The following is a 20,680-nucleotide window of genomic DNA, read 5'->3' as shown; positions in this document are numbered from 1 at the left end:
TACTACAGATTGGACTTGTCTACGGATACAGGAAGTATCAAAAAACAAAAAGTGCTCCTATTTAGGAGCGCTTTTTTTTTGCACTGCGTTGGTTCAATAAAGGTATGCCGATAGTCAATCTCTTATTGAGGTGAGGCATGTGTATAACTCAGCGATAGCAATTGGCTAGCCATTTGATAGTCGCGTACCGTCAAAACGCATCAGTAACTTCTCTCACATGAGCTTGTTGTACCGTGAAGACAACTTCTATTATGGCGCTAATGGTCAATTCCAGATGCGTCGTAACAGCACTGCTCCTCTTGACTATAAAGCTTGTTTGAATAGTGATGAACCGTTGGGGATAAAAGGAGCTAGGGAGGGTCCAGCAAGGCTTGCCTATAACCTATATTTTGACGAAATGTTGGATTACGCCAAACCTATTACTGCTCTATAAGTCGATATTCGAAGGACACTAAAATGTGTCAAAGATCGTACCTTGCCTTGTTGCAGTTGCTACTATTTGTTGTGGGCCCAGCAATAGTAGATTGGCAGGATACGGATTCACTCATAAAGTTGGTTGATATATTAGATAGGGAATATGGTATTGTATCGGCTAGAGGGTCTTATTGCTTTTATGAGAACTTACACTGACCACAAATCTACCCTTAAAAAGCAAAACACTGATATATATTTGATTGAAACCACACTGAGTGGAAGAGATATATAATATAATCCGCGCACAAATATAAAAACAAAATTGAATCATAAAATAATCAAACGTTAGGGCTTAGGAAGAAAAGTATTTTATATGAATGCGATTCGTAAAGTTTACCAGTACGCAGAACCAAACCTCACCTTGGTGGGTTGGATGGGCCTTATCGGCTTTCCGGCTTATTATGTTGTTTGGGAGTTTTTGTTCCCTCAGCCATATGAAAACCTGACCGTACGTTTGTTATGCTCGGTACTGTTCTTTGGGATCATTTATCGTAATCGAGTCCCGTTTGAATGGCGAAAATATCTTCCGGCTTATTATCAAGTTGCCATTACACTCTGCTTGCCGTGTTTCTTTTTCTTCATGTTGTTAATGAACAATTGGTCCAATGTTTGGGTAATGTCGTTCATGTCTGCCATCTTCCTGCATATCTTGCTGGTTCATGTAACAAAAGTGATGTTCGCACAGACTTTTGCTGGAATAGCCATCGCCACATTGGGCGCATGGGTCGCTCAAGGTTTCTATCTCGAACTCTCAATGGATTGGACGCATGTGCCTATCTTTTTGTTCATCTATTTGTTCGGTAACTTATTCTACTTCCGAAACCAGGTAGAGCACGAAGCCAAGGTGTCGTTGGCGAAGTCTTTTGGTGCGGGTATTGCGCATGAAATGCGAAACCCTTTAAGTGGTTTATTGACGTCTATAGATGTAATGCAATCGATATTACCGAATCCAAAAGCTGGTCATCACAAAGGACAATATGAGCTGAGCGATCAAGAAGTAAGGCAGCTTCGCGAGGTGGGTGACGAGGCAATGGAGATCATTCATTCTGGCAACGAAACCATTGATCTGTTACTGACTTCCATCGATGAAAACCGTGTCTCTCGTTCTACCTTCAAGAAGCATTCAGCTAAAACGGTCGTCGAGGATGCGATAGAGAGTTTCAACTACAAGCGTGCATTAGACAGACAAGCAATATCTTTGGATGTGAAGGGTGAGTTTCGTTTCTTAGGCAGCGACACGTTACTGAAGTATGTGATGTATAACTTGTTCAAGAACGCGTTCCATCATCGTAGTCCTGAAGATTTTCATATTCATGTCACTATGCAAAGCGATGAGATGGTCAACCAAATCGTGGTGACAGATAACGGTTCAGGTATTCCAAGTGATGAGATTCGCCGTATCTTTCAAGATTTTTATACAACGGGTAAATCGGGTAACTATGGATTGGGCTTACCCTTCTGCCAAAAGGTAATGAGCTCGTTTGGTGGCGAAATTAAGTGTCAGTCTGAAGTCGATGAATGGACCCAGTTTACGATGATTTTCCCGGCGTTGACTTCAAATACAGTGAAAGATATTAAGAGTGAACTGGCTAAGTTAAAAAATGTGTTGTTTGTGAGTGAGCAAAATATATTGGTCACGAAAGCTAAGGAATTAGCTGGCACGATGGGGTTTGAGCTGACGATTCTAGACATAGCATCAACGCTCAATAAAAAAGAGTATCAATTTGAGTTCGATTTGATTTTTGTCGATATGGAGAGTTTAGATTTAAGAGCCAGTTGTCTTGATAAAATTGAGTCGTTGCTTTCATTCACAGAGTCTCGAATCGTCTACTTGTTTGAGAATCACCCAATTAAACGGGTTCGTAATGTCTCTTTTGAACCTGTATGGGTTGAAACGCAAGTTTGGCTTTTGAATACGCAGCCGACAATGGACCGCTTGTTGTTTGATTCGAACTATGTGATACCAGCTGCGTCTGCGGCGCCATTAGATACCGCGAACAAACGCACCATTATGGTGGTCGATGACAATGAATCTTTACGCCGCTTTACTGCGATGCTTTTGGAAAAACAGGGCTTTGATGTGATCCAGAAAGAGGATGGCCAGCAGGCACTAGATGCGTTGGATACCGACGATATCGATTTGATCCTGATGGATATTGAAATGCCAATTATGGATGGTGTTGAAGCTTCTCGCCGTATTAGAAATGCTAACAAAGCGTACTCATCGGTGCCTATTATTGCACATACTGGAGACAGTTCTCCCGTCACCTTAGAGAAGATGGATTCTTCCGGTATGTCTGATTTCATTGTTAAGCCAGCAGACAAGAACCGACTGTTTGACAAAATCGCGCTGTGGATTTAGCTTTTAATCGTTTAAAACAGATAAGACGACAAGAAAGAGCTCAGCGATATGCTGGGCTCTTTTTGTATTGGACATGATAGCTTCCATTCCGTCCTGCCGTTTTATTGATTAGCGTGGCTGTTTATACGAACTCTAAGTCAGGGTGATTAAAAGCCTCTTGGCATGCTGTGAGAACATGGTCGATGTCCCGCGGCGTCATGTCTGCGTTAATCGAAAAGCGGATGATGTTTTTGTTTCTGCCTGTTGCTGGCCGACAAAATACCGCACCAAACACGTCACGCTCTTCTAAGAAGTCACGTACACGCTCAGTGTTGCTTTCACTGCCACATTCTAATGCCACAATCTGAGATTCACTGCGAATGTTAAAACCGATTCGCTTTAGCCCTGTAGTCAGTGCTTTAGCGCGTTTGAACAAGGTGTCTCGCTTATCATCAGAGGCTTTAATAACCTCTAAAGTCTTTTCTAAGCGGATAACTTCTTGTGGTAGTACGGTCGAGCTAAAAATAGCAGGGTAAGCGACAAAGGGTAATGTCTCCGATAATCGCTTAGGGCCGAGTATAGCGCCAGCGCGATAGGCAAAGGTTTTGGCCAAGCTGACGGTAATGAAATCCACTTTGTTAGTCAGCCCTAATGCCTGAACCAAACCAGCACCATTTGAACCATGAGTGCCTAGTGAATGGGATTCATCGACGACCAAGGCACAGTCAAACTCTTGCGCCATTTCGTAGATGTCGCGGAGTGGGGCTACCGTACCTATGGTGCTGTAAACCGAGTCGACTACAATCACACCCGAACCATAACGCTGAATCTGTTTACGAAGGTGATTCATGTTGTTGTGCATAAATGGGTGGCCAGTTGCACCAGCGGCACGAATACCCTCCCATAGGGACATGTGTGCAAAAAAATCGATATACACAGGCATATTAGGAGGGCAGATCGTTTGCAATAAGCCAATGTTAGCCGCCCAACCTGATTGAGAGAGCAAGCAGCTTTCCATTCCCATAAAGTTAGCCAGATCGGTTTCAAATGCAGGTTTCGACTGTTCATCTTGTAAGAAGATGGCAGACATCACCACATTGTCATCGTGTTGTGAAATTGCGTCCCGATGTGCTTTCTGGATTTGTTCATTGTGCGACAAAGATAGGTAATCGTTGCTTTGCATTACCACTGCGTCATGGCTGGGGTGACTCCCCAATACCAAATGTTTTTGGCTTTCGTTTTGTGTAATGAGATCTTGAATATAGAAGTTCAAGCGTTCTTCAATAAAGGAAGGTAGTGGTTTGTTTTTAGATTTATCACTCATAATAAGTTCTCTTCGAATACAAAAAAACGCCAGCGCTGACGGGAGGTATATTGAAGAAAATAAATGAGCTGTCATTAGTCAAGTTGCATAATTTGGCGCACCCTTGCAAACTCGACATTTAAGGGTTTTAAGGCGTGTGTTTCTCCTTACTGTTCGGAATTCTAACTTGGTTTTTTATGCAGACTAATCACTATTTTTCCGTTAAAAGTCATACGGGCTTGGCATTTGAACATTGGTGGATAAGTTGAATCAAATCATCCAATTGCTGCTTTGTTTGCCCTTCAATGGAGTAACCCATATTGATCCGTAGGCAGTTGCTATACAGATCTAGAGTGCTGAATAGTTGCCCAAGTCGGATATCTATCTGTTGCTGAACGATACCTTCTGAAAAAGTGTGTTGATCAAGGCTTGGGATTTGTAACCACAACACCATTCCACCTTGAGGATTACTTATTTTCACGCCTTTAGGAAGGTGTTGGCTTAAATAGCTCAGGTATTGCTGCCTTAATAAAAGGAGCTGAGTACGTCTTCTTCTAACATGTTTCGCGTATTGGCCTGATTCAATAAAGTCAGCAACAGCAAGTTGCGTGGGCAGAGCAACACCATAACTCGCTGCAGAGAACTGAGCCTTGTATTCCTCGATGTATCTGCCGGGTAGACACCACCCTAACCGATAGCTTGGCGAAAGGCTCTTAGACACTGAACCACACCATAATACATAACCACCTTTGTCATAATATTTTGCAGGTAGCGGGGTATGCGAGGAATAGGAAAGCTCTAGATAGACATCATCTTCAATGATCGGGGTTTGATATTGGTTAGCTAACTCAGCGAGTTTTTGTTTTTGGTTTGCTGACATATTGATCCCTTGAGGATTCATATGTGACGTACAGAATATCGCAGCATCAACCTGTTTGTTTTTAAGATGGGTTTCCAGTTGTTGTAGGTCGACACCGTCATCTAAAGACGGGATCTCTATGATCTTGCGCGACATTCTTCCCAATAATTCTAGTATCCCATTGAAGCAAGGCGAGCTTATCGCAATCGTGTCGCCTTGTTTGGTACACGATTCCAGAGCCGCTTTAATGGCCGACATACAACCAGCGGTTACCACCATATCCTCGGACGCAAAGTGTAGGTCGAGTTTGGCGAAGTGGGTAGAAAGCGCCTGTCGTAACATCGGCTCACCCTGTGTATCAGGATAATGATTGAGCCTACCACCCATCCGTTTGATTGAGCGACGAAAGCTGCGCTCCAACTCAATGGTTGTTTGCTCATCGTTGGTGGTACTGGATACACCCAAAGGGCCATTAGTGGTGTTATGTGTCGAAGAGGTTTGCTTAACGATGGACACCTTGCTTTCAAACTGTGCCCATTCAGGGGTTGAATGAGAAGGTTTATGTGGTGAAACAAAATACCCAGCTTGAGGTCGTGAGTGGATCCAACCTTGAGATTCTAGCTCTTGGTAACAGCTCACCACCGTCGACATACTGATCGCTTGTTGTTTCGCCAACTGACGAAGCGAAGGCATACGCCCACCTTCGGGTCTTTTCCCTGCTTCAATCTCATCAATAAACTGATTAGCAAGCTTTCTGTAGATACTCATCGGCACGACCTATCACTAACTGTACTGGTTTTTATTGTAAAAATTGTATCTGTACTGGTTTTATTGTTCAAGGGATACTCTTCCAAAATAAAAGAGGGGTGAGTATGAAAAGAAATGATTTGTTGTTAGCTGTGTTTGTCATGGCAATTTGGGGGTTCAACTTCTCAATGATCAAAATGGGTGTTACGAATGTCCACCCCCTATTAGCAACGGCGGCCCGCTTCGCTTTGGCAGTGATTCCGGTGATCTTTTTCGTGGCGAGACCTAATGTCGCTTGGCGCTATCTAGTGAGTTACGGCTTTGTGTTCGGTGTTGGCATCTGGGGCATGGCTTCGTGGTCTATTACAGCGGGCTTGTCTTCGGGGCTGTCATCAGTGTTGCTTTCAACTAATGTATTAATTGGTATGGCGGTGGGTGTATGGGTTTTCAAAGAGAGTGCGTCAGTACGTAAGCTAATGGGGGCTGTGTTAGCGATGTGCGCACTAGCGGTATTGGTATCTGCTGCTACGGGTAATGTGACCCTGAATGGTGTTATCTTGATTATGATTGCGGCGTGCAGTTGGACTTTAATGGGTGTAATTGTAAAGGCATCGAAAACGACTCAAGCTTTTGCGTTTAACGTGTGGGGCATGTTATTTGCGCCCATTCCATTGGTGTTGTTTGCTGTGATGTTGCATGGTGAGCAGATTATTTGGCAGGGAATAGAGTTGTGGGATTGGAGCACCACCGTCGCGGTTGTTTTCCAAGCGTACCCAACCACCTTGTTTGGTTATTGGGTCTGGAACAAGATGTTGATTCAGTATCCACTTAGTACGACAGCGCCGTTAACCTTACTTGTGCCAATCTTTGCGCTAATCAGTGGCTACTTTATGTATGACGAAGTGTTATCTGTGGCTCAAGTTGTTGCGTCTGCGCTGTTTCTTGTGGGGATTGGCTTGATAGTAAGACCAGAAAAAACCAATAGCTCTACGGTGACAGATAAACTCGCGAAACAGGAGTAAACGATAAAGCCTTGATGTAACACGTATTAAGCTCGGTGCAGCGTTGTAAATCAAATAGAACGCTGCAAACCAAGTTACAACGTTGAGTTTAAAATTTAAGGCCTCGTAAATACGAGGTCTTATTCATCTCCATTTATCAATTCTGCTTTGGGGTGTCAGCCGAGAACCATCTGTTTTGGAATGTTTGTTCTGGAATAACTACAGAAAATATTTCGGAGTTGTCTGGAGAACTGTACCAGTAATTGTTATGTTATATCGTATCATTTTAACGTGTGGTTTTATCACTCAATATTTGGACATCAATTACATGGATAGCATTAACCAACTCTTACTGGTTGCCGGAACTCACGGTAACGAACTTTCAGGTATCTACCTGAATAAGCTGATTAAAGATCGTTTGTATTCGGCGGATCGTTCGACGTTTTCTACTACTTCTGTCATCGCTAATCCAAAGGCAGTAGAGCAGAATGTGCGATATATTGAAACGGATCTAAATCGTCTATTTTCAAGTGTAAATGAAGACCTTTCTTCAGATTCCGCTGAGCATGCGGTCGCGCAATGGTTTGTTGATCAACATGTGGGAAGTGAGCAACAGTTAATTGTTGATCTACACAATACAACCAGCAATATGGGCGCGACATTGATTTTGCTATCGAATGATTCTTTCTATCAAAAAATGGGTTCATACGTGAAGCAGCGTATGCCTGATGCCAACATTTTGTTTGAAGATAGGAAACCGTGGGATGAACAGCCATACCTTTGCACAGCAGGGAAGTATGGCGTGATGATCGAAGTCGGGGCTCAAGCACATGGTTCGCTCAGGTTCGAAACGCTTACACTGATGAAGCAGATGTTGACTGCTGTATTGGATTACGTAGAGAAGCAAAACCTTAAACAGATTAAAGAATTGAAAGATTACAGTGCGTTTTTCTATGTTGAAGAGGTGAATGTACCACTTGATAAAGATGGTATGAGAATCGCTACGGTGCACCCAAAAATATGTGGCCGAGACTTCGAGGTAGTCAAGCAAGGTGAACCGTTGTTAGCGACATTCTTTGGCTATGATGTTTCTTGGGAGCGTGAGCAAGACATATACCCACACTTCATTAACGAGAGCGCTTATGCTAAAGCGAACGTTGCAATGGCATTGGCAGAGAAACGGTTAGTTTCGGTCAGTTAGTGCGTTGATAAGTTAATCGATTAAATCGTTAATCTAATAACCAGTTAACTGTTAGCAAAACTCATGAGTGCCGCGATTCGCTACACTCATGAGTACTTTGGATTATCAGTGTTTTGCTGCGCGCTTAATCAGTTAACCAAGCACGTGAGTAATTGGCTTTCTAAGTCATTGTCTATGTTATGTCCGATCACTTCAATTCTGGTTTCAAGACAATCATCCAGCTCCGACTCCGTCAAACCATCTTCTGTTAAGTTGTAACCGAAGATACCACTTTGTGTAATGAACACCGCTTTCATTCGTTCCGCTTTCAAGCCCACTAAAAAATTTCGTAAGCGCTGGTGGTCGAACTGTTTTTCGGGTGAAAATCGCCAACCCACACTTTCAAATCCTTCACCTTGGTTAGTTGCTCTTATCATGCCACTTTTTGGCATCGGCAACTCAGAGGCGAGCGGCTTATCGTTTTGGTGATGGTGATGATGATGGTGTTCATCTGCTTGATGACGATAAAAGCTGGTGTTTCCATCAAATTCAGCTTGAGGAATATTGCCGTGGTGAGCGAAAACTAGTTTTGTCTCGGGGTGACAAAATTGAGCGACGTACTCCGCCAGTTTTTCAGCGTCACCATTTTGGTAGAGATCGACTTTGTTCCCTACGATGGTATCAGCAATGGCGATTTGTTGATTGAAGGTATCGTGATCAGAGTAGCGGGTATCTGAAAGTTTACGTGCATCGACCAAAGTAATGTTCTTCTGTAGCGATAACACTTGTCGGTAATGCTCTGAAGATAAGACCTGCAACACTTCTTTAGGGTGACCAAGCCCCGTTGGCTCAATCAATAAGCGATCCGGTTTCGCTTCTGACAATAACTGATTAAGTGCTATCTGCATAGGCAAGCCAGCCGCGCAACACATACAACCACCGGGCACTTCTCGAATGAAAATTTGTTGTTGTTTGCTTTGGTTGCCTTGAAACAAGCTACCATCGACGCCAATTCCCCCAAACTCATTCACCAAGACCGCCCAGCGCTCATTTGTTGGTTTGTGTTTCATTAAGTTGAGGATTGCCGAGGTTTTACCTACGCCAAGGAACCCGGTAATGATGTTGGTTGGAACCCCTAATACAGGTGAATGATCAGAGCTCATTAGCCATTCTCCTATAACCTTGAACCAAAGTATGGTTGGCAGAAACCACTGATTCTGAAAATGCTGAATATTCAGGTGGCACCTTTGAGATGTTATTCAAATCAAACCCTGAGCCAATATTGGTCATCGGTGGTACATGGAAGTTTTCAGGCAAATCATGCCCGTCTACCACGCAGTTATGGCGAATCACACAGCCTTTGCCTATAAAGGCATTAAACACTACCGAGTTAAAGCCAATAAATACGTCATCACTGACTTCACAAGGACCGTGAATGATAGAACGATGAGCGATCGATGATCGTTCTCCAATCGTTACCGCCGCACCAGCTTTAGAGTGAATAACCACACCATCTTGAATGTTGGTATCGCGCTTAATTACTATGGGCTCCATGTCATCTTGTTCATTAACTTCATCAGCTCGGATCACGGCGTAAGGGCCAATGAACACATTATCTTCGATGATCACCTTGCCACAGATGATGGCGGTTGGGTCAATGAAGGCCGTCTCCGACACCTCTGGCATATGACCGCTAGGGTTTCTTCTTAACATATTGAATTCTTTTGTTGAGTGCTTAATTTATTGATTGCTTGCGTACTAACTGTTTTAGATGCTAATTGCTTTATATATGAATTATTTCCGTATAACGACTTTGAATAGATAGATAAGTCCGGTTGAACTAGCGTTCGAATGACAGTCTCATTGCTGGCATTTCGTTATCGCTTTGCCCTTGAGGAACATGTGTATTTTTGTTCTTACACGCATCTGGATTGGTATAAACCATGCTCCCATTCACCCAGGTATGTTTTATTTGAGCGGAGAATTCGTGTCCTGCGAATGGTGACCATCCGCATTGATACAAACTGTTTTCGTTGCTGACCAAAGTTGGAGCTTGAGGATCAACCAAGACTAGGTCGGCATAATAGCCTTCGCGAATAAAGCCGCGTTTTTGTATCGCATAACGAATAGACGGGTTATGTGCGGTTTTCTCGACAACTTGAGTGACGGTCATTGTTCCCAATCGTACATGCTCAAATAGGCTCAGCAGGGCGTGTTGTACCAAAGGTAAGCCAGCAGGTGCGTGCTCATAAGGAGCTTGTTTTTCACCCCATGTATGTGGAGCGTGATCAGTGGCGATGATGTCGATTTGGCCGGTGCTTAATGCCGCTAACAGCGCGTCGCGATCACTTGGGTATTTAATGGCGGGATTACATTTGATTTGGTTTCCTAGGACGGCATAGTCATTGTTCGTAAACCAAAGGTGGTGCACACAGGCCTCTGCGGTAATACGTTTACCTTGAATTGCACCTTCACTAAACAGAGCCAGTTCTTTGGCTGTGGTGATGTGTAATACATGCAGTTGGCTATTGTGTTTCTTTGCCAGTTCTATGGCATAAGACGAGGAGGCGTAACACGCTTTGTCGTCTCGAAGAATAGGGTGGTCTTGGATGGTGAAATCGGCTTTTTTTTGTCGTAATTGTTCTTGGTTTTGAGCGATGATTGGCCCGCTCTCACAATGGGTGACGATGAGCACCGGAGAATCTCGGAATATATCATCCAGAGCTTGAGGATCTTCAACGAGCAGGTCGCCTGTTGAAGCGCCCATAAACACCTTCACGCCACAATGTCGTGCAGGGTCAAGTTGCTTGATTTGTTCTAGGTTGTCTTCAGTCGCACCAAGATAAAACGAGTAATTCGCAAGTGAGTTTTGTGATGCGATTTCAAACTTTCTTTCTAAGGCTTCGATGGTTGTGGTGGCCGGATTTACGTTCGGCATCTCCATATAGCTCGTAATACCGCCAGCAACCGCAGCGCGTGATTCTGTGGCGATGGAGCCTTTATGAGTAAGCCCTGGCTCGCGAAAGTGAACTTGGTCATCAATCATGCCTGGTATCAGGTAACAACCTTGAGCATCAATGACTTCATCGTTTAGTTTTGGGGGAATGTTCTTGGCGATCCGTTCAATTCGTTTGCCGACGATTAATAAGTCCGTCTTGGTGGTGATGCCTTCATTAACCACTCGGGCATTTTTGATGAGCATTGCAGACATAACGTTTCAATTTCTCCTTATAGTTCGGTCTATGCAGTAGATACGTATGAGAGATAAGGGTTACCTTTTATTGGTATTGGTATTGGTATTGGTATTGGTATTGGGTTCCTCTGTATCTGCACATTCATCGCACACGCAATTGATCTCTAATTGAGGTGTGACCACGGTAAAACCTTCCTGTTTTGCGTGGGATTGAAGATCTTGAATAATCGTAGGGTTGATTGTCTGCTCACTGATCTTGTCGCACTTAGAGCAAATCAAAAATTGAGGGATACCATGTTCATGTTCACAAAGAATATGGTCACAAAGTATGTACTTATTCGATACTTGCAGTTTGTGCGCTAAATGTTGCTGTTCAAGAAAATCCAATACTCTATAAACCGACATTGCTTGAACATGCTGGTCAAAGTGTACTTTACAATAATCGACGAGCTCATACGCAGACAGCGCTTTGTCTGCATGAACCAGCGCCCGCAATATCAATAGTCTCTTTGCCGTAAATTGTTGGCCATTGGTTTTACAGCTTTGTTTTACGTGCTCAATGATCGCTTCAATGTCTCTCATTCAATCTACATAATTAGTGATGGTGTTGATATGTTATAACATATCAAGTTGAGGTGTGAAACGTACTTTTTACTTTGTTGTTACCTAGAATCAAGACTTAGAGGTGTTTGAGAGAAGTTCTGAATGGGGTAGGTAATATGTGCGGTAGCATGGCTCAATGCCTAGCATGAGCTGAAAGCATAGCTTAAAAAGTCGCAGTTCTGCGATGCATACCAATAGCGACTATTGACCCAATCGAATTAAATTCTGAAATGATACAAATCTCATATTTAATATCGGTTGTTAAGTAACCTCTGTTGAGTTCGATATCAAATCAAGTGGCTGATTTTATTGGGTATAGGAGAAAAGTCTCAGAAATTAACATTTAGAAAACTAAAGTTTTAAATTCTTATTATTGTCTTATTGTTAGTTTATAACTCTATTTCATGGCGGGTAAGTAGATGTTTTTTAGCTATATATGTGAGTTTTTAAGAGAGTTATCTTTCTGATTTGAAAGAATAATTCAATAGTTGAGATAAAAAAGTTGGCGAAAATCAGAAGCTTGGCATACACTTTCCTTGTAAATGACCTTATCTCATTGATTGAATAGGGTAAATGCTTTGGCGCTACTGGCGATAGTAGCAATGTTTAACATAGCTTTGAGGAAAGTTTTATGGCACTCACGAAGGCCGATTTGGCTGAGAACCTGTTTGAAACACTCGGATACAGCAAGCGGGATGCCAAGGAAACGGTTGAAGTGTTTTTCGAAGAAGTTCGTAAAGCACTCGAAAATGGCGAACAGGTAAAACTGTCTGGTTTTGGTAACTTTGATCTTCGCGAGAAAAACGAACGACCAGGTCGTAACCCAAAAACTGGTGAAGACATTCCAATTTCTGCTCGACGTGTTGTTACTTTTAGACCGGGACAAAAACTAAAGGCCCGAGTCGAGAATATTAAAATCGAGAAGTAGCCAAGCAATAGACCACGCACAGCGTGGTCTTTTTGTATGTGACGTCTAATTTTAAACTGCGTTAAAACTATTCCCTTTATTCTTATCTCTATCTCTATCTCTATCTCTATCTCGTCTAGCTTTCTAGACTTTCTAGAGCTATCAGCCGATAGATTCACTTTGAGCTTTTCGGCTAGCTACGCTGCCTAACTGATCTCCAAAATGTAATATAGCCAAAAAGAAAGGGCTGCAAATTAATGCAGCCCTTTAAGTTGATATTCGGTGGCGTTCTAAACGGTTTACGCGGCTTTAATATGAGTCGTAATATACGGCTGCCATGCTTGCTGGTAAAGCTCTAGAGATTGGCGTCTAAGGCTATTAATTTGCGCCGCCTCGATATCGTTGATTGGACGTTTTTCTGCAATGGCATGACGCTCAATACCTTGAATGATTTCATACAGTTCGTGTTCAGGACCGCTTTTCACATCTGCAATTGCTTTAAGGTGAAGTTGAACTTCAGCAATGATGTTGGTCTTTGGCAGACGAACCAATAGGTTAAGGTCACGGTAGCCAGAATCAGCAGGAGATTTGAATTTGTTTTTCAATTTGACAACATCTGCTTCACGGCTTAGCGCTTCGTAGACTTCAACCAAGCTCTCTACATCGTTTGCGATGATAGTGGCACGAGCTAAGTCGGTAATTCTTGTGACGTCGCCATCCAGTTCCAATTCGATTTTCTCTTCCGCACGAGCTTGAGATTTAACGCCAGAAAATAGCGCCTCAGAATTCGTTAGTAGGGCAGTACTTTTACAAATAGTTTCTAGCTCGGCTTGGCCTTGGTGTGCTTTGCTGTACAGAATGTCGAAGTCGGTGTAGGGCTGAGTCGGACGCGAGTCGAATGCTTTGATACCGTATAGGCCGCTTAGGCTGTGACGGAATACGTTTGACGATACTTGATTTTGCGCAGGTGTGCGCGTTTGATCGGTTGAACTTGTTGAAACAGGTGCTGCTGCGAATGCAGGCGCTCGGCTCAATACTAAAAGCATTAGGGCCGTCGTACGGAGAAATACACTCATTCAAACTCCAAAATACAAGGTTACAAAAACGGGTAGTCAAAAGGGGTAACCAGTAACGCATAAGAGTAAAAATAGCTTAACTAAACTCACTACATATTAAATGGGGCTAGCTAAGGCAGAAACCAACTCTAACGTTTAATATTGCTTTAAAATGTGAACATATAGACAAATAATTCAAGCATTTGTTCCTCGGTTTTAAGAATTTTGAACTCAGCCAGTGTTTAACTTTTAGTGAGACCAACGATGAACTTTAAACCAAGGTAAGGTTGCTCTTACCTCTCTATACTGTACCCTTGCATTATGACTGTTTAACATGAACGAAAGATGAATAATCCTGAATTTTGGCACAATAAATGGGCAGCCAACCAAATAGGCTTCCACCTTGAAGATGTAAACCCACTTCTGATTGAATTTTGGGAAAAGACGGAACCTAGCTACGAGAAGAGTGTGTTCGTGCCTCTATGTGGTAAGAGTGAAGATCTGATTTGGTTAGCGACGAAGCATGAAGATGTTCAAGGTGTCGAATTAAGCCAGATTGCGGTTCGCGCATTTTTTGCAGAGCATCTTTACACGCCGACTGTGACTCAAATTAGTGGTCAGCATGAGCTTTATCAATTCGATGAACTTAATATTTATACGGGTGATTATTTCTCAGCACCGATTCAGCCTGTAGACATTATCTATGATCGTGCCTCTTTGGTAGCTTTACCTGCTGACATGCGTGTGCAGTATGTAGAGTGCTTGAAGCAACGGTTAAAGCCGGGCGGCAAGATCTTACTTGTGACATTAGATTACGCTCAGAACGAGATGGCAGGACCTCCGTTTAGCGTACCTAAGTTAGAGATCGAACAGTTGTTCTCAGGTTATAAGATCACACTGTTGAATCAAGATATCGCAGACGATGAACATCCTAAGATTGCCAAGAAAGGCTTATCTCGATTTAGTGAAGAAGTGTATTTGATTGAGTCTGAATCTTAAACTCAACTAGCTCTCAAGTGAAAAAACTATTTCAATATAAAAAATGATACCAACAAAAAGACGGGCTTAGTAGCCCGTCTTTTTTATTGTTCAGATTTGAAGTTGTGATTGTTGAGAATTAAATAGCTGTCTAGTAAATCACTTTTACTTTTGAAGCACTCTCAATAGCATCTTCAATCGCTGTTTCAGTGCTCTTACGACGAGTCAACGCCACACCTAGACGACGGCGACCATCGATGTCAGGCTTACCAAACAAACGAACTTGCGTTTGTGGTGCGTCTAGCGCCTCTGTAAGACCTTCGAAACGAATGTTGTTTGAAGTGCCTTGGCCTAAGATAACGGCAGATGCACACGGACCATATTGAGTAATTGACTTAATCGGCATGCCAGTAAATGCGCGAACGTGTAGCGCGAATTCAGAGGAATCTTGAGACATTAAAGTCACTAAGCCAGTATCGTGTGGGCGAGGGGATACTTCGTTGAAGATAACATGGTCACCTTTAACGAACAGTTCCACACCAAAGATACCGTGACCGCCCAGTGCGTTAACGACTTGCTCTGCAGTGTATTGCGCCGCTTTTAGTGCGTTGTCTGACATTAATTGCGGTTGCCATGATTCACGGTAATCACCGTCTTCTTGGCGGTGACCGATAGGCGCGCAGAAATGAACACCATCAACAGCACGAACAGTCAGCAGCGTGATTTCGTAATCAAAATCGATAAAGCCTTCAACGATCACACGACCAGCGCCAGTGCGACCACCTTCTTGTGCGTAATCCCAAGACTTTTGAATATCGTCTTGTGTTTTAATAACGCTTTGGCCTTTGCCTGATGAACTCATAACAGGCTTAACCACACAAGGCATACCTACGAATTCTACCGCTGCTGAGAAATCTTCAAATGTGTCCGCGAAGCGATATGGAGATGTGCTCAGTTTTAACTCTTCAGCCGCTAGACGACGGATACCTTCTCGGTTCATCGTCAACTTAGTCGCGTTCGCTGTGGGAACGACATTTAGGCCTTGCGCTTCCATCTCTACCAGCTTGCTGGTGGCAATAGCTTCGATTTCTGGAACCACATAATCTGGTTTTTCTAGTTCAATGACAGCTTGCAGTGCATCGCTGTCCAACATGTCTAATACATGGCTACGATGTGCAACTTGCATAGCCGGTGCATCAGCGTAACGGTCACATGCAATAACTTCCAAACCTAAACGTTGGCACTCGATAGCAACTTCTTTACCCAGTTCACCTGAACCTAATAGAAGTACACGAGTAGCATTTTCACGAGTAGCGGTACCAAACATAGAAATTCCTTCCGATCTTTTGAACGATTGATTTAAACGGGGTGATCATACTTATTTAAAGGATAAAAGCAAACGTTTGCGCGGGTTGTCGCATGAATTTGAAGTATAAAAAAAGCAGCTCTATAAAATAGGGCTGCTTATGTAAAATATTGTTAACCAGATGTACTTAGATTGCTAAGTAAGTAACTGGAATGTCAGGGTTAATCGCCTCTAACGTAGACTGAGTATCGGCTAGGTGACTGATGCTACCATCGGCAATTTCAACTAAGGCAGCGTTTTCGATCTGCTCGAAATCGAAGCCAGCCAGTTTAAGTTGAACAAGCGCGACTTGTAATGGCGGTAGGCTAGGGTTGAATGCCGCGTTTTCTGCGTATGCACCTGTAAAGATTTCACCTGTTGTCAGTTGTAGCGAGACGCCACTTAGGTTCTTTGTGTAGGGAGCATGGCTACGGTTTAATGCTGTTAGTGCGCTTACCACAACAGGGCTCGTTTCTTCTGATGTGTACTGGTGATCCAGCTTAGTCATTAGGCCAGTTGTGATGCCCAAATCAGCAGGGCCGAAAGAGTCAGGTAGGTATTCTTGCAGTGACATTTCATCACGCTGTGGTAATTGAACTTTAAGTTCTTTTGCCGTTGTCAGTTCGTTCATGAATTGGCGACAGTGACCACAAGGGCTGAAGTTGATCGTGATATCAGAAAGGCCTTCTTCACCCTTCATCCAAGCGTGGCTGATGGCTGATTGTTCAGCATGAACTGTTTGACCAAGTTGTGCACCTGCAATTTCCAAGTTTGCACCGAAGTACAGGCGACCAGATAGGCCACGCACGATGGCACCAACATAGAAGTCAGAAAGTGGCGCATAAGAGTATGCTGCTGCGATTGGCAGTAAAGCTAGGCGAACTTCTTTATCAGAAAGGCCGCTTGCATCCAGTAAGCTTTGAAACTGCTCTTTAGAGATAGTGGCGTCAAAGTTGTCTGCTAATACGATGTCACTCAAAAGCGCTTTTATTGATGTTGGAGCACTTTCCAGCGCCAGGGTAATACGACTGTTCATGTTGAATCCTTAATTGACCTTAGGCTTTAATTTTATGCAATACTCAGGATTTTTCTGTGATAGTGATCACCATTGCGCTGTTGTTGTTACATTGGCTTGCATAATTAGAGTGAGGTCACAGATGAAATCGATTGCAAGGACAAAAACTACCCTTGATCTCTCATTTGTTGTCTGAAATCGGGGTATGTTTAGCTAAAAATTGCTGAACAAATGAGAATAAAAAGCCCAAACAGACACTGAAATGCTCAGAGTTTCGCTTGGGCTTATTGGATGTTTTTAAAGCTTAAGTCCCAATCTATGAATCTATTAGCTTGAGCTGTAGCCATTAACTGAAGTTGTAGATCATTAACGTTAGCTTTTAGTTACTAGCTTAAGCATAGACCCAAACCACGATAGAAAATATGGTCGGTGCAATAATCGAGGTAATGACGCCACAAAGTACTAAAGCTAGTGAACTGAATGCAGCATCTTGTGGATTCTTTTCAGCGCAAGTTGCCGTTCCCAACGCATGCGATACTGTGCCCATGGTTAAACCTCGTGCGATAGGGCTCTTGATACCGATCAAATTGTAGATAGGGTAAGCAAAGATTGCCCCGAACAAACCGACAATCAATACCAGAATTGCTGCAATTGCAGCTTCGCCGCCTAAATGGCTTGAGACCTCCATTGCGATCGGTGTGGTGACCGACTTACCCAACAAACTCGCGATCAAACTTAAATCCGCTTTAAAAGCCACGGCGATCAATGCGGTAGTGGTCATCGACATTACACTGCCTAGCGTGCAAGCAAATGTGATGATACGCCAGTTGGATCTGATTTGAGGTAACTGTTCATATAGAGGAAAAGCCAGCGCCACTACCGCAGGTTGGAGCATATAGGTAATCCAAGTATTGTCTGCGTAATAGGTTTCAAAAGGTACTTTGAAAAACAATAGAATTGGAATGATGATACCAATACTGATGAGTAGAGGATTACAAAATGGCGAATTAACTTTTTGGCTTACCCAACGAGCAAACAAGAAAACCACAATGGTCAGTAGAATCCACATGATTATTTACCTCTCGAAAGCAAGCGGTCTAAGAACCATGATAAGGAAACTAACACGATTAAGGTTCCGCCAACGGCGCTTGCCATAATTGGTAAAGCATTGGCGATAAGCATGTCAAAATGATCCATGAGCCCGACACTAATAGGGACAAACAATAAGATCATCAAACGGATAATCAAGCTTGCACCAGGCTGAACCCAATGCTCAGGGACAATACCAATCACCATAGCGGTAAACAGAATCAACATGCCAAAAATACTGCCAGGAATTGAGGTGTCTAATAAATGCTGTAACGCGTTACCTACTGTGAGTGCACCTATGATTAAGGTGAAGGAGATTAAGCAGTACACGAGTTTGATCAATCTTTCTTTCAAAGTGTCACATCTCTTGATAATGGAATTAGCTCGCTAGCTTTTCTACGTATTGATAAACCGCTTTCAAGATAGCCATTTTCTTCTCGTCACTTTCATGCTCGTGTGCGAGGTTTTCTAGGTTCAGCATGTACTCTTCTAAGCGACTTTCGTAAAACTCTCGACAGTGGTTAGCCCATTTCAGTTGTTCCGCTTCGTCTAACGTCCACGGGAAATGACGAGCACGGTAACGGAACAACAAAGGTTTAATACGTTCGTCACCAAAAGTGATGTCTAAAGCAGCCAAGTTATTTGGGTCAGTTTGACGAATGATGTCCATTGCGGTTTTGTCGCCTGGCGAGAAGAAGCCGTCATACAGATGAGTGTCTACGTCATCACTTTTCTCGTATTCGCGTTCTTGTGAATACAAACCGATCAGTTTTTCGCGGATCTCTGGGTGTTCGCGTAATAGCGCTAAGTTCTTTAAGCACTGTTGGCGATCGATACCTATCGTTTCCGCATTTTCAGCCGTCAGAGTTTTGGCGGGTGCGAGAATAGGGCACTTGTTCAGTTGAACCAATTTGATGGGTACGGGTAACTCGTCTTCACCAAGTTCACTGCGTTTAGTGTAGAGCCTTTCACGGAGGGCGTCAGAATCAAGCTCCAGCAGCGGGCTAGGATCTTTGGCTAAGTCGACTACGATAACCGCATTTTGGTTGGTTGGGTGCCAAGCCATCGGCACAATCCAACTCGTGTAATTACAATCACGACCAAACATGCCTGAAACGTGCATTAAAGGCGTCATGTTTACAATGTCAACTAACTCATTCAATTTGCGTTTGTGACGCATGCTGTAAAGGTAATCAAACATTTTAGGCTGTGCAGCCTTCAACTTCTTTGCTAATTCAATGGTAGCAATAACATCGGCCATCGCATCGTGCGCGTTTTCGTGTTCAATGCCGTTTGCCACTGACAAATGTTCCAGTTTGAAGCTTGGGTAACCTTCTTCATTCTCTGGCCAAACAATACCTTCAGGGCGAAGTGCATGTACCGCGCGCATCACGTCGAGTAGATCCCAACGAGAGTTGCCGTTCTGCCAGCTCCATGCATATGGATCGATGAAATTACGGTAACAGGTATAGCGTGTTACTTCGTCGTCGAATCGAATGCTGTTGTAGCCAAGGCTAGTTGTGTTCGGCTTAGCAAGCTCTGCGTGGATCTTCGCGATAAATTCAGGTTCAGGTAAGCCTTGAGACATCGCTTTTTGAGGTGTAATGCGAGTAATGAGTGCAGCTTCCGGCGCTGGTAAGTAATCAGCAGGAGGTTGGCAATAGATGACCAATGGCTCTCCGATAACGTTGAAATCTTGGTCGGTACGAACACCGGCGAACTGACTCGGGCGATCTTTCGCTGGGCTGACGCCCCACGTTTCGTAATCGAAAAAGAAATAGGTTGGCTGATTATCTGAACTCATTGAATTTCCTGAACAGTAAGCGAAGACCGTCTACTGTGGCTGAAGGTTAGTTTTGTTCAGTATCTGACAGGATGCGGTACGCGTGCAACCCAGATCACAAATAAATTACAGTAAAACGGTGCATTCGTATTCGATCACGTCGCTGTACTGAGTTTTGAGTTCAATTTTGGTCATTTATTAACACGTAAATCCGCTCGCTGTTGACCTGATGCTAGCTACTTATCTATTACGAACAGTGTGCTTAAGTTGAAAACCAAGCATTAGGAATCTGGAGAAAGTGTTGAAAGTAGGGGAACCCAATTTGCTTTGGATCTTGCTTACAGCGAACAAAACTTATAATTAATGCTGCTATTGCGTTAATCCGCAGCTCAAGCTTGTGATATTGGCAGGAAATGGCACCAACAAACAATGATCTTAGTTCAACTAGAAAGTAGGCATTGACGTCTATTAGTTTGTCTCTTTGAATGACTCCATCTGGATACTCAAATTTATAACCAATATTTTCACTGCCAGTCTTTTATATAACGATATATTTCAATTTTATTACAAGTATAGGTTTAATGTGCAATTGTTTCATTGTTGAGACTTTATTGCAGAACGGTGATCTATAAAATCAATTAGGACAGTCAATTAGTTTTATTAGTATTAATTAATTTTTTGTTACTGAAAATTCCTAGTGATTTATAAGGTATCAAATTAACTTTTATAAAATTAATAGTCTGTAGAGGTTAGGGAGTTAAATGTAAAACGAGTTTTATATATGATTAACACAAATACTCTAATATC

At 43.0% G+C, this 20,680-nt stretch carries 18 protein-coding genes; 6 read left to right on the top strand and 12 right to left on the bottom strand.

Going from position 1 to position 20,680, the window contains the following annotated elements:
• The first annotated feature begins 217 nt into the window (after positions 1-217).
• Both L8S15_RS00090 and L8S15_RS00085 read left to right on the top strand, forming a co-directional pair.
• Entirely contained in the window at positions 218-433 is a 216-nt protein-coding gene (locus L8S15_RS00090; protein ID WP_016798712.1) for a hypothetical protein, read from the top strand.
• Positions 434-787: 354 nt separating this feature from the next.
• Entirely contained in the window at positions 788-2,836 is a 2,049-nt protein-coding gene (locus L8S15_RS00085; RefSeq protein WP_010441255.1) for a hybrid sensor histidine kinase/response regulator, read from the top strand.
• Between the two features lie 121 nt (positions 2,837-2,957).
• Here L8S15_RS00085 and cqsA read toward each other — a convergent pair whose 3' ends face one another.
• On the bottom strand, positions 2,958-4,139 hold the full coding sequence (gene cqsA / locus L8S15_RS00080) for an alpha-hydroxyketone-type quorum-sensing autoinducer synthase (protein ID WP_016788746.1): 1,182 nt from the start codon (positions 4,137-4,139) through the stop codon (positions 2,958-2,960).
• Positions 4,140-4,347: 208 nt separating this feature from the next.
• Positions 4,348-5,745, bottom strand: coding sequence for a PLP-dependent aminotransferase family protein (locus tag L8S15_RS00075; protein ID WP_010441253.1), 1,398 nt, complete (start codon positions 5,743-5,745; stop codon positions 4,348-4,350).
• Positions 5,746-5,849: 104 nt separating this feature from the next.
• On the opposite strand from L8S15_RS00075, the gene L8S15_RS00070 reads away from it, so the two are divergent.
• Together L8S15_RS00070 and L8S15_RS00065 are read left to right on the top strand one after the other, a co-directional pair.
• Positions 5,850-6,746 (top strand): EamA family transporter, encoded by an 897-nt coding sequence (locus L8S15_RS00070; protein WP_016786207.1) that lies wholly within the window; start codon positions 5,850-5,852, stop codon positions 6,744-6,746.
• A 247-nt stretch (positions 6,747-6,993) separates the two neighbouring features.
• Positions 6,994-7,926, top strand: a complete 933-nt coding sequence (locus L8S15_RS00065; protein WP_016768014.1) for an aspartoacylase — start codon at positions 6,994-6,996, stop codon at positions 7,924-7,926.
• 128 nt (positions 7,927-8,054) lie between these two features.
• On the opposite strand, the gene L8S15_RS00060 is transcribed toward L8S15_RS00065, so the two are convergent.
• The 4 genes from L8S15_RS00060 to L8S15_RS00045 all read right to left on the bottom strand — a co-directional run bounded on the left by L8S15_RS00060 (position 8,055) and on the right by L8S15_RS00045 (position 11,680).
• A complete protein-coding gene (locus L8S15_RS00060) occupies positions 8,055-9,068 on the bottom strand; it encodes a GTP-binding protein (RefSeq protein WP_280571880.1) in 1,014 nt (337 codons plus the stop codon).
• A complete protein-coding gene (locus tag L8S15_RS00055; RefSeq protein WP_010441247.1) occupies positions 9,058-9,618 on the bottom strand; it encodes a carbonate dehydratase in 561 nt (186 codons plus the stop codon). The genes L8S15_RS00060 and L8S15_RS00055 overlap by 11 nt, the downstream gene beginning before the upstream one ends.
• A 127-nt stretch (positions 9,619-9,745) precedes the next feature.
• Complete coding sequence (locus L8S15_RS00050; protein WP_280571879.1) at positions 9,746-11,116, bottom strand: dihydroorotase; 1,371 nt, start codon at positions 11,114-11,116, stop codon at positions 9,746-9,748.
• 60 nt (positions 11,117-11,176) lie between these two features.
• The gene (locus L8S15_RS00045; protein ID WP_010441243.1) at positions 11,177-11,680 is read right to left on the bottom strand and encodes a transcriptional repressor; all 504 of its coding nucleotides are present in this window, start codon (positions 11,678-11,680) and stop codon (positions 11,177-11,179) included.
• A gap of 652 nt (positions 11,681-12,332) precedes the next feature.
• Here L8S15_RS00045 and ihfA point away from each other — a divergent pair.
• Positions 12,333-12,629, top strand: coding sequence for an integration host factor subunit alpha (gene ihfA / locus L8S15_RS00040; protein WP_004734853.1), 297 nt, complete (start codon positions 12,333-12,335; stop codon positions 12,627-12,629).
• Positions 12,630-12,907: 278 nt separating this feature from the next.
• Here ihfA and L8S15_RS00035 read toward each other — a convergent pair whose 3' ends face one another.
• The gene (locus tag L8S15_RS00035) at positions 12,908-13,684 is read right to left on the bottom strand and encodes a RelA/SpoT domain-containing protein (RefSeq protein ID WP_010441238.1); all 777 of its coding nucleotides are present in this window, start codon (positions 13,682-13,684) and stop codon (positions 12,908-12,910) included.
• 324 nt (positions 13,685-14,008) lie between these two features.
• Between L8S15_RS00035 and L8S15_RS00030 the strand changes: the two genes are divergently transcribed.
• Positions 14,009-14,662: a thiopurine S-methyltransferase gene (locus L8S15_RS00030; RefSeq protein ID WP_010441236.1), complete on the top strand. Its 654-nt coding sequence runs from the start codon at positions 14,009-14,011 to the stop codon at positions 14,660-14,662.
• Positions 14,663-14,792: 130 nt separating this feature from the next.
• Here L8S15_RS00030 and purT read toward each other — a convergent pair whose 3' ends face one another.
• The 5 genes from purT to sbcB all read right to left on the bottom strand — a co-directional run bounded on the left by purT (position 14,793) and on the right by sbcB (position 19,894).
• A complete protein-coding gene (gene purT, locus L8S15_RS00025) occupies positions 14,793-15,968 on the bottom strand; it encodes a formate-dependent phosphoribosylglycinamide formyltransferase (protein ID WP_010441234.1) in 1,176 nt (391 codons plus the stop codon).
• Between the two features lie 166 nt (positions 15,969-16,134).
• Entirely contained in the window at positions 16,135-17,022 is an 888-nt protein-coding gene (cdd, locus tag L8S15_RS00020) for a cytidine deaminase (protein WP_102461032.1), read from the bottom strand.
• Positions 17,023-17,392: 370 nt separating this feature from the next.
• On the bottom strand, positions 17,393-18,070 hold the full coding sequence (locus L8S15_RS00015) for an LrgB family protein (RefSeq protein ID WP_146531882.1): 678 nt from the start codon (positions 18,068-18,070) through the stop codon (positions 17,393-17,395).
• Positions 18,071-18,072: 2 nt separating this feature from the next.
• The gene (locus L8S15_RS00010; protein ID WP_280571878.1) at positions 18,073-18,444 is read right to left on the bottom strand and encodes a CidA/LrgA family protein; all 372 of its coding nucleotides are present in this window, start codon (positions 18,442-18,444) and stop codon (positions 18,073-18,075) included.
• Positions 18,445-18,469: 25 nt separating this feature from the next.
• Complete coding sequence (sbcB, locus tag L8S15_RS00005) at positions 18,470-19,894, bottom strand: exodeoxyribonuclease I (protein ID WP_010441226.1); 1,425 nt, start codon at positions 19,892-19,894, stop codon at positions 18,470-18,472.
• Positions 19,895-20,680: the final 786 nt, after the last annotated feature.

The organism is Vibrio sp. S/42/10, assembly GCF_029890535.1.
Classification (GTDB): domain Bacteria; phylum Pseudomonadota; class Gammaproteobacteria; order Enterobacterales; family Vibrionaceae; genus Vibrio; species Vibrio cyclitrophicus.
This window is presented reverse-complemented; position numbering and strand designations above follow the sequence as displayed.

Bases quoted from the DNA above. Each gene is read 5' to 3' on its own strand.
- cdd (WP_102461032.1), bottom strand. From the start codon at position 17,022: ATGAACAGTCGTATTACCCTGGCGCTGGAAAGTGCTCCAACATCAATA.
- L8S15_RS00015 (WP_146531882.1), bottom strand. From the start codon at position 18,070: ATGTGGATTCTACTGACCATTGTGGTTTTCTTGTTTGCTCGTTGGGTA.
- L8S15_RS00055 (WP_010441247.1), bottom strand. From the start codon at position 9,618: ATGTTAAGAAGAAACCCTAGCGGTCATATGCCAGAGGTGTCGGAGACG.
- cqsA (WP_016788746.1), bottom strand. From the start codon at position 4,139: ATGAGTGATAAATCTAAAAACAAACCACTACCTTCCTTTATTGAAGAA.
- L8S15_RS00070 (WP_016786207.1), top strand. From the start codon at position 5,850: ATGAAAAGAAATGATTTGTTGTTAGCTGTGTTTGTCATGGCAATTTGG.
- L8S15_RS00075 (WP_010441253.1), bottom strand. From the start codon at position 5,745: ATGAGTATCTACAGAAAGCTTGCTAATCAGTTTATTGATGAGATTGAA.
- L8S15_RS00065 (WP_016768014.1), top strand. From the start codon at position 6,994: ATGTTATATCGTATCATTTTAACGTGTGGTTTTATCACTCAATATTTG.
- L8S15_RS00050 (WP_280571879.1), bottom strand. From the start codon at position 11,116: ATGTCTGCAATGCTCATCAAAAATGCCCGAGTGGTTAATGAAGGCATC.
- L8S15_RS00035 (WP_010441238.1), bottom strand. From the start codon at position 13,684: ATGAGTGTATTTCTCCGTACGACGGCCCTAATGCTTTTAGTATTGAGC.
- sbcB (WP_010441226.1), bottom strand. From the start codon at position 19,894: ATGAGTTCAGATAATCAGCCAACCTATTTCTTTTTCGATTACGAAACG.
- purT (WP_010441234.1), bottom strand. From the start codon at position 15,968: ATGTTTGGTACCGCTACTCGTGAAAATGCTACTCGTGTACTTCTATTA.
- L8S15_RS00085 (WP_010441255.1), top strand. From the start codon at position 788: ATGAATGCGATTCGTAAAGTTTACCAGTACGCAGAACCAAACCTCACC.
- L8S15_RS00090 (WP_016798712.1), top strand. From the start codon at position 218: ATGAGCTTGTTGTACCGTGAAGACAACTTCTATTATGGCGCTAATGGT.
- L8S15_RS00045 (WP_010441243.1), bottom strand. From the start codon at position 11,680: ATGAGAGACATTGAAGCGATCATTGAGCACGTAAAACAAAGCTGTAAA.
- ihfA (WP_004734853.1), top strand. From the start codon at position 12,333: ATGGCACTCACGAAGGCCGATTTGGCTGAGAACCTGTTTGAAACACTC.
- L8S15_RS00060 (WP_280571880.1), bottom strand. From the start codon at position 9,068: ATGAGCTCTGATCATTCACCTGTATTAGGGGTTCCAACCAACATCATT.
- L8S15_RS00030 (WP_010441236.1), top strand. From the start codon at position 14,009: ATGAATAATCCTGAATTTTGGCACAATAAATGGGCAGCCAACCAAATA.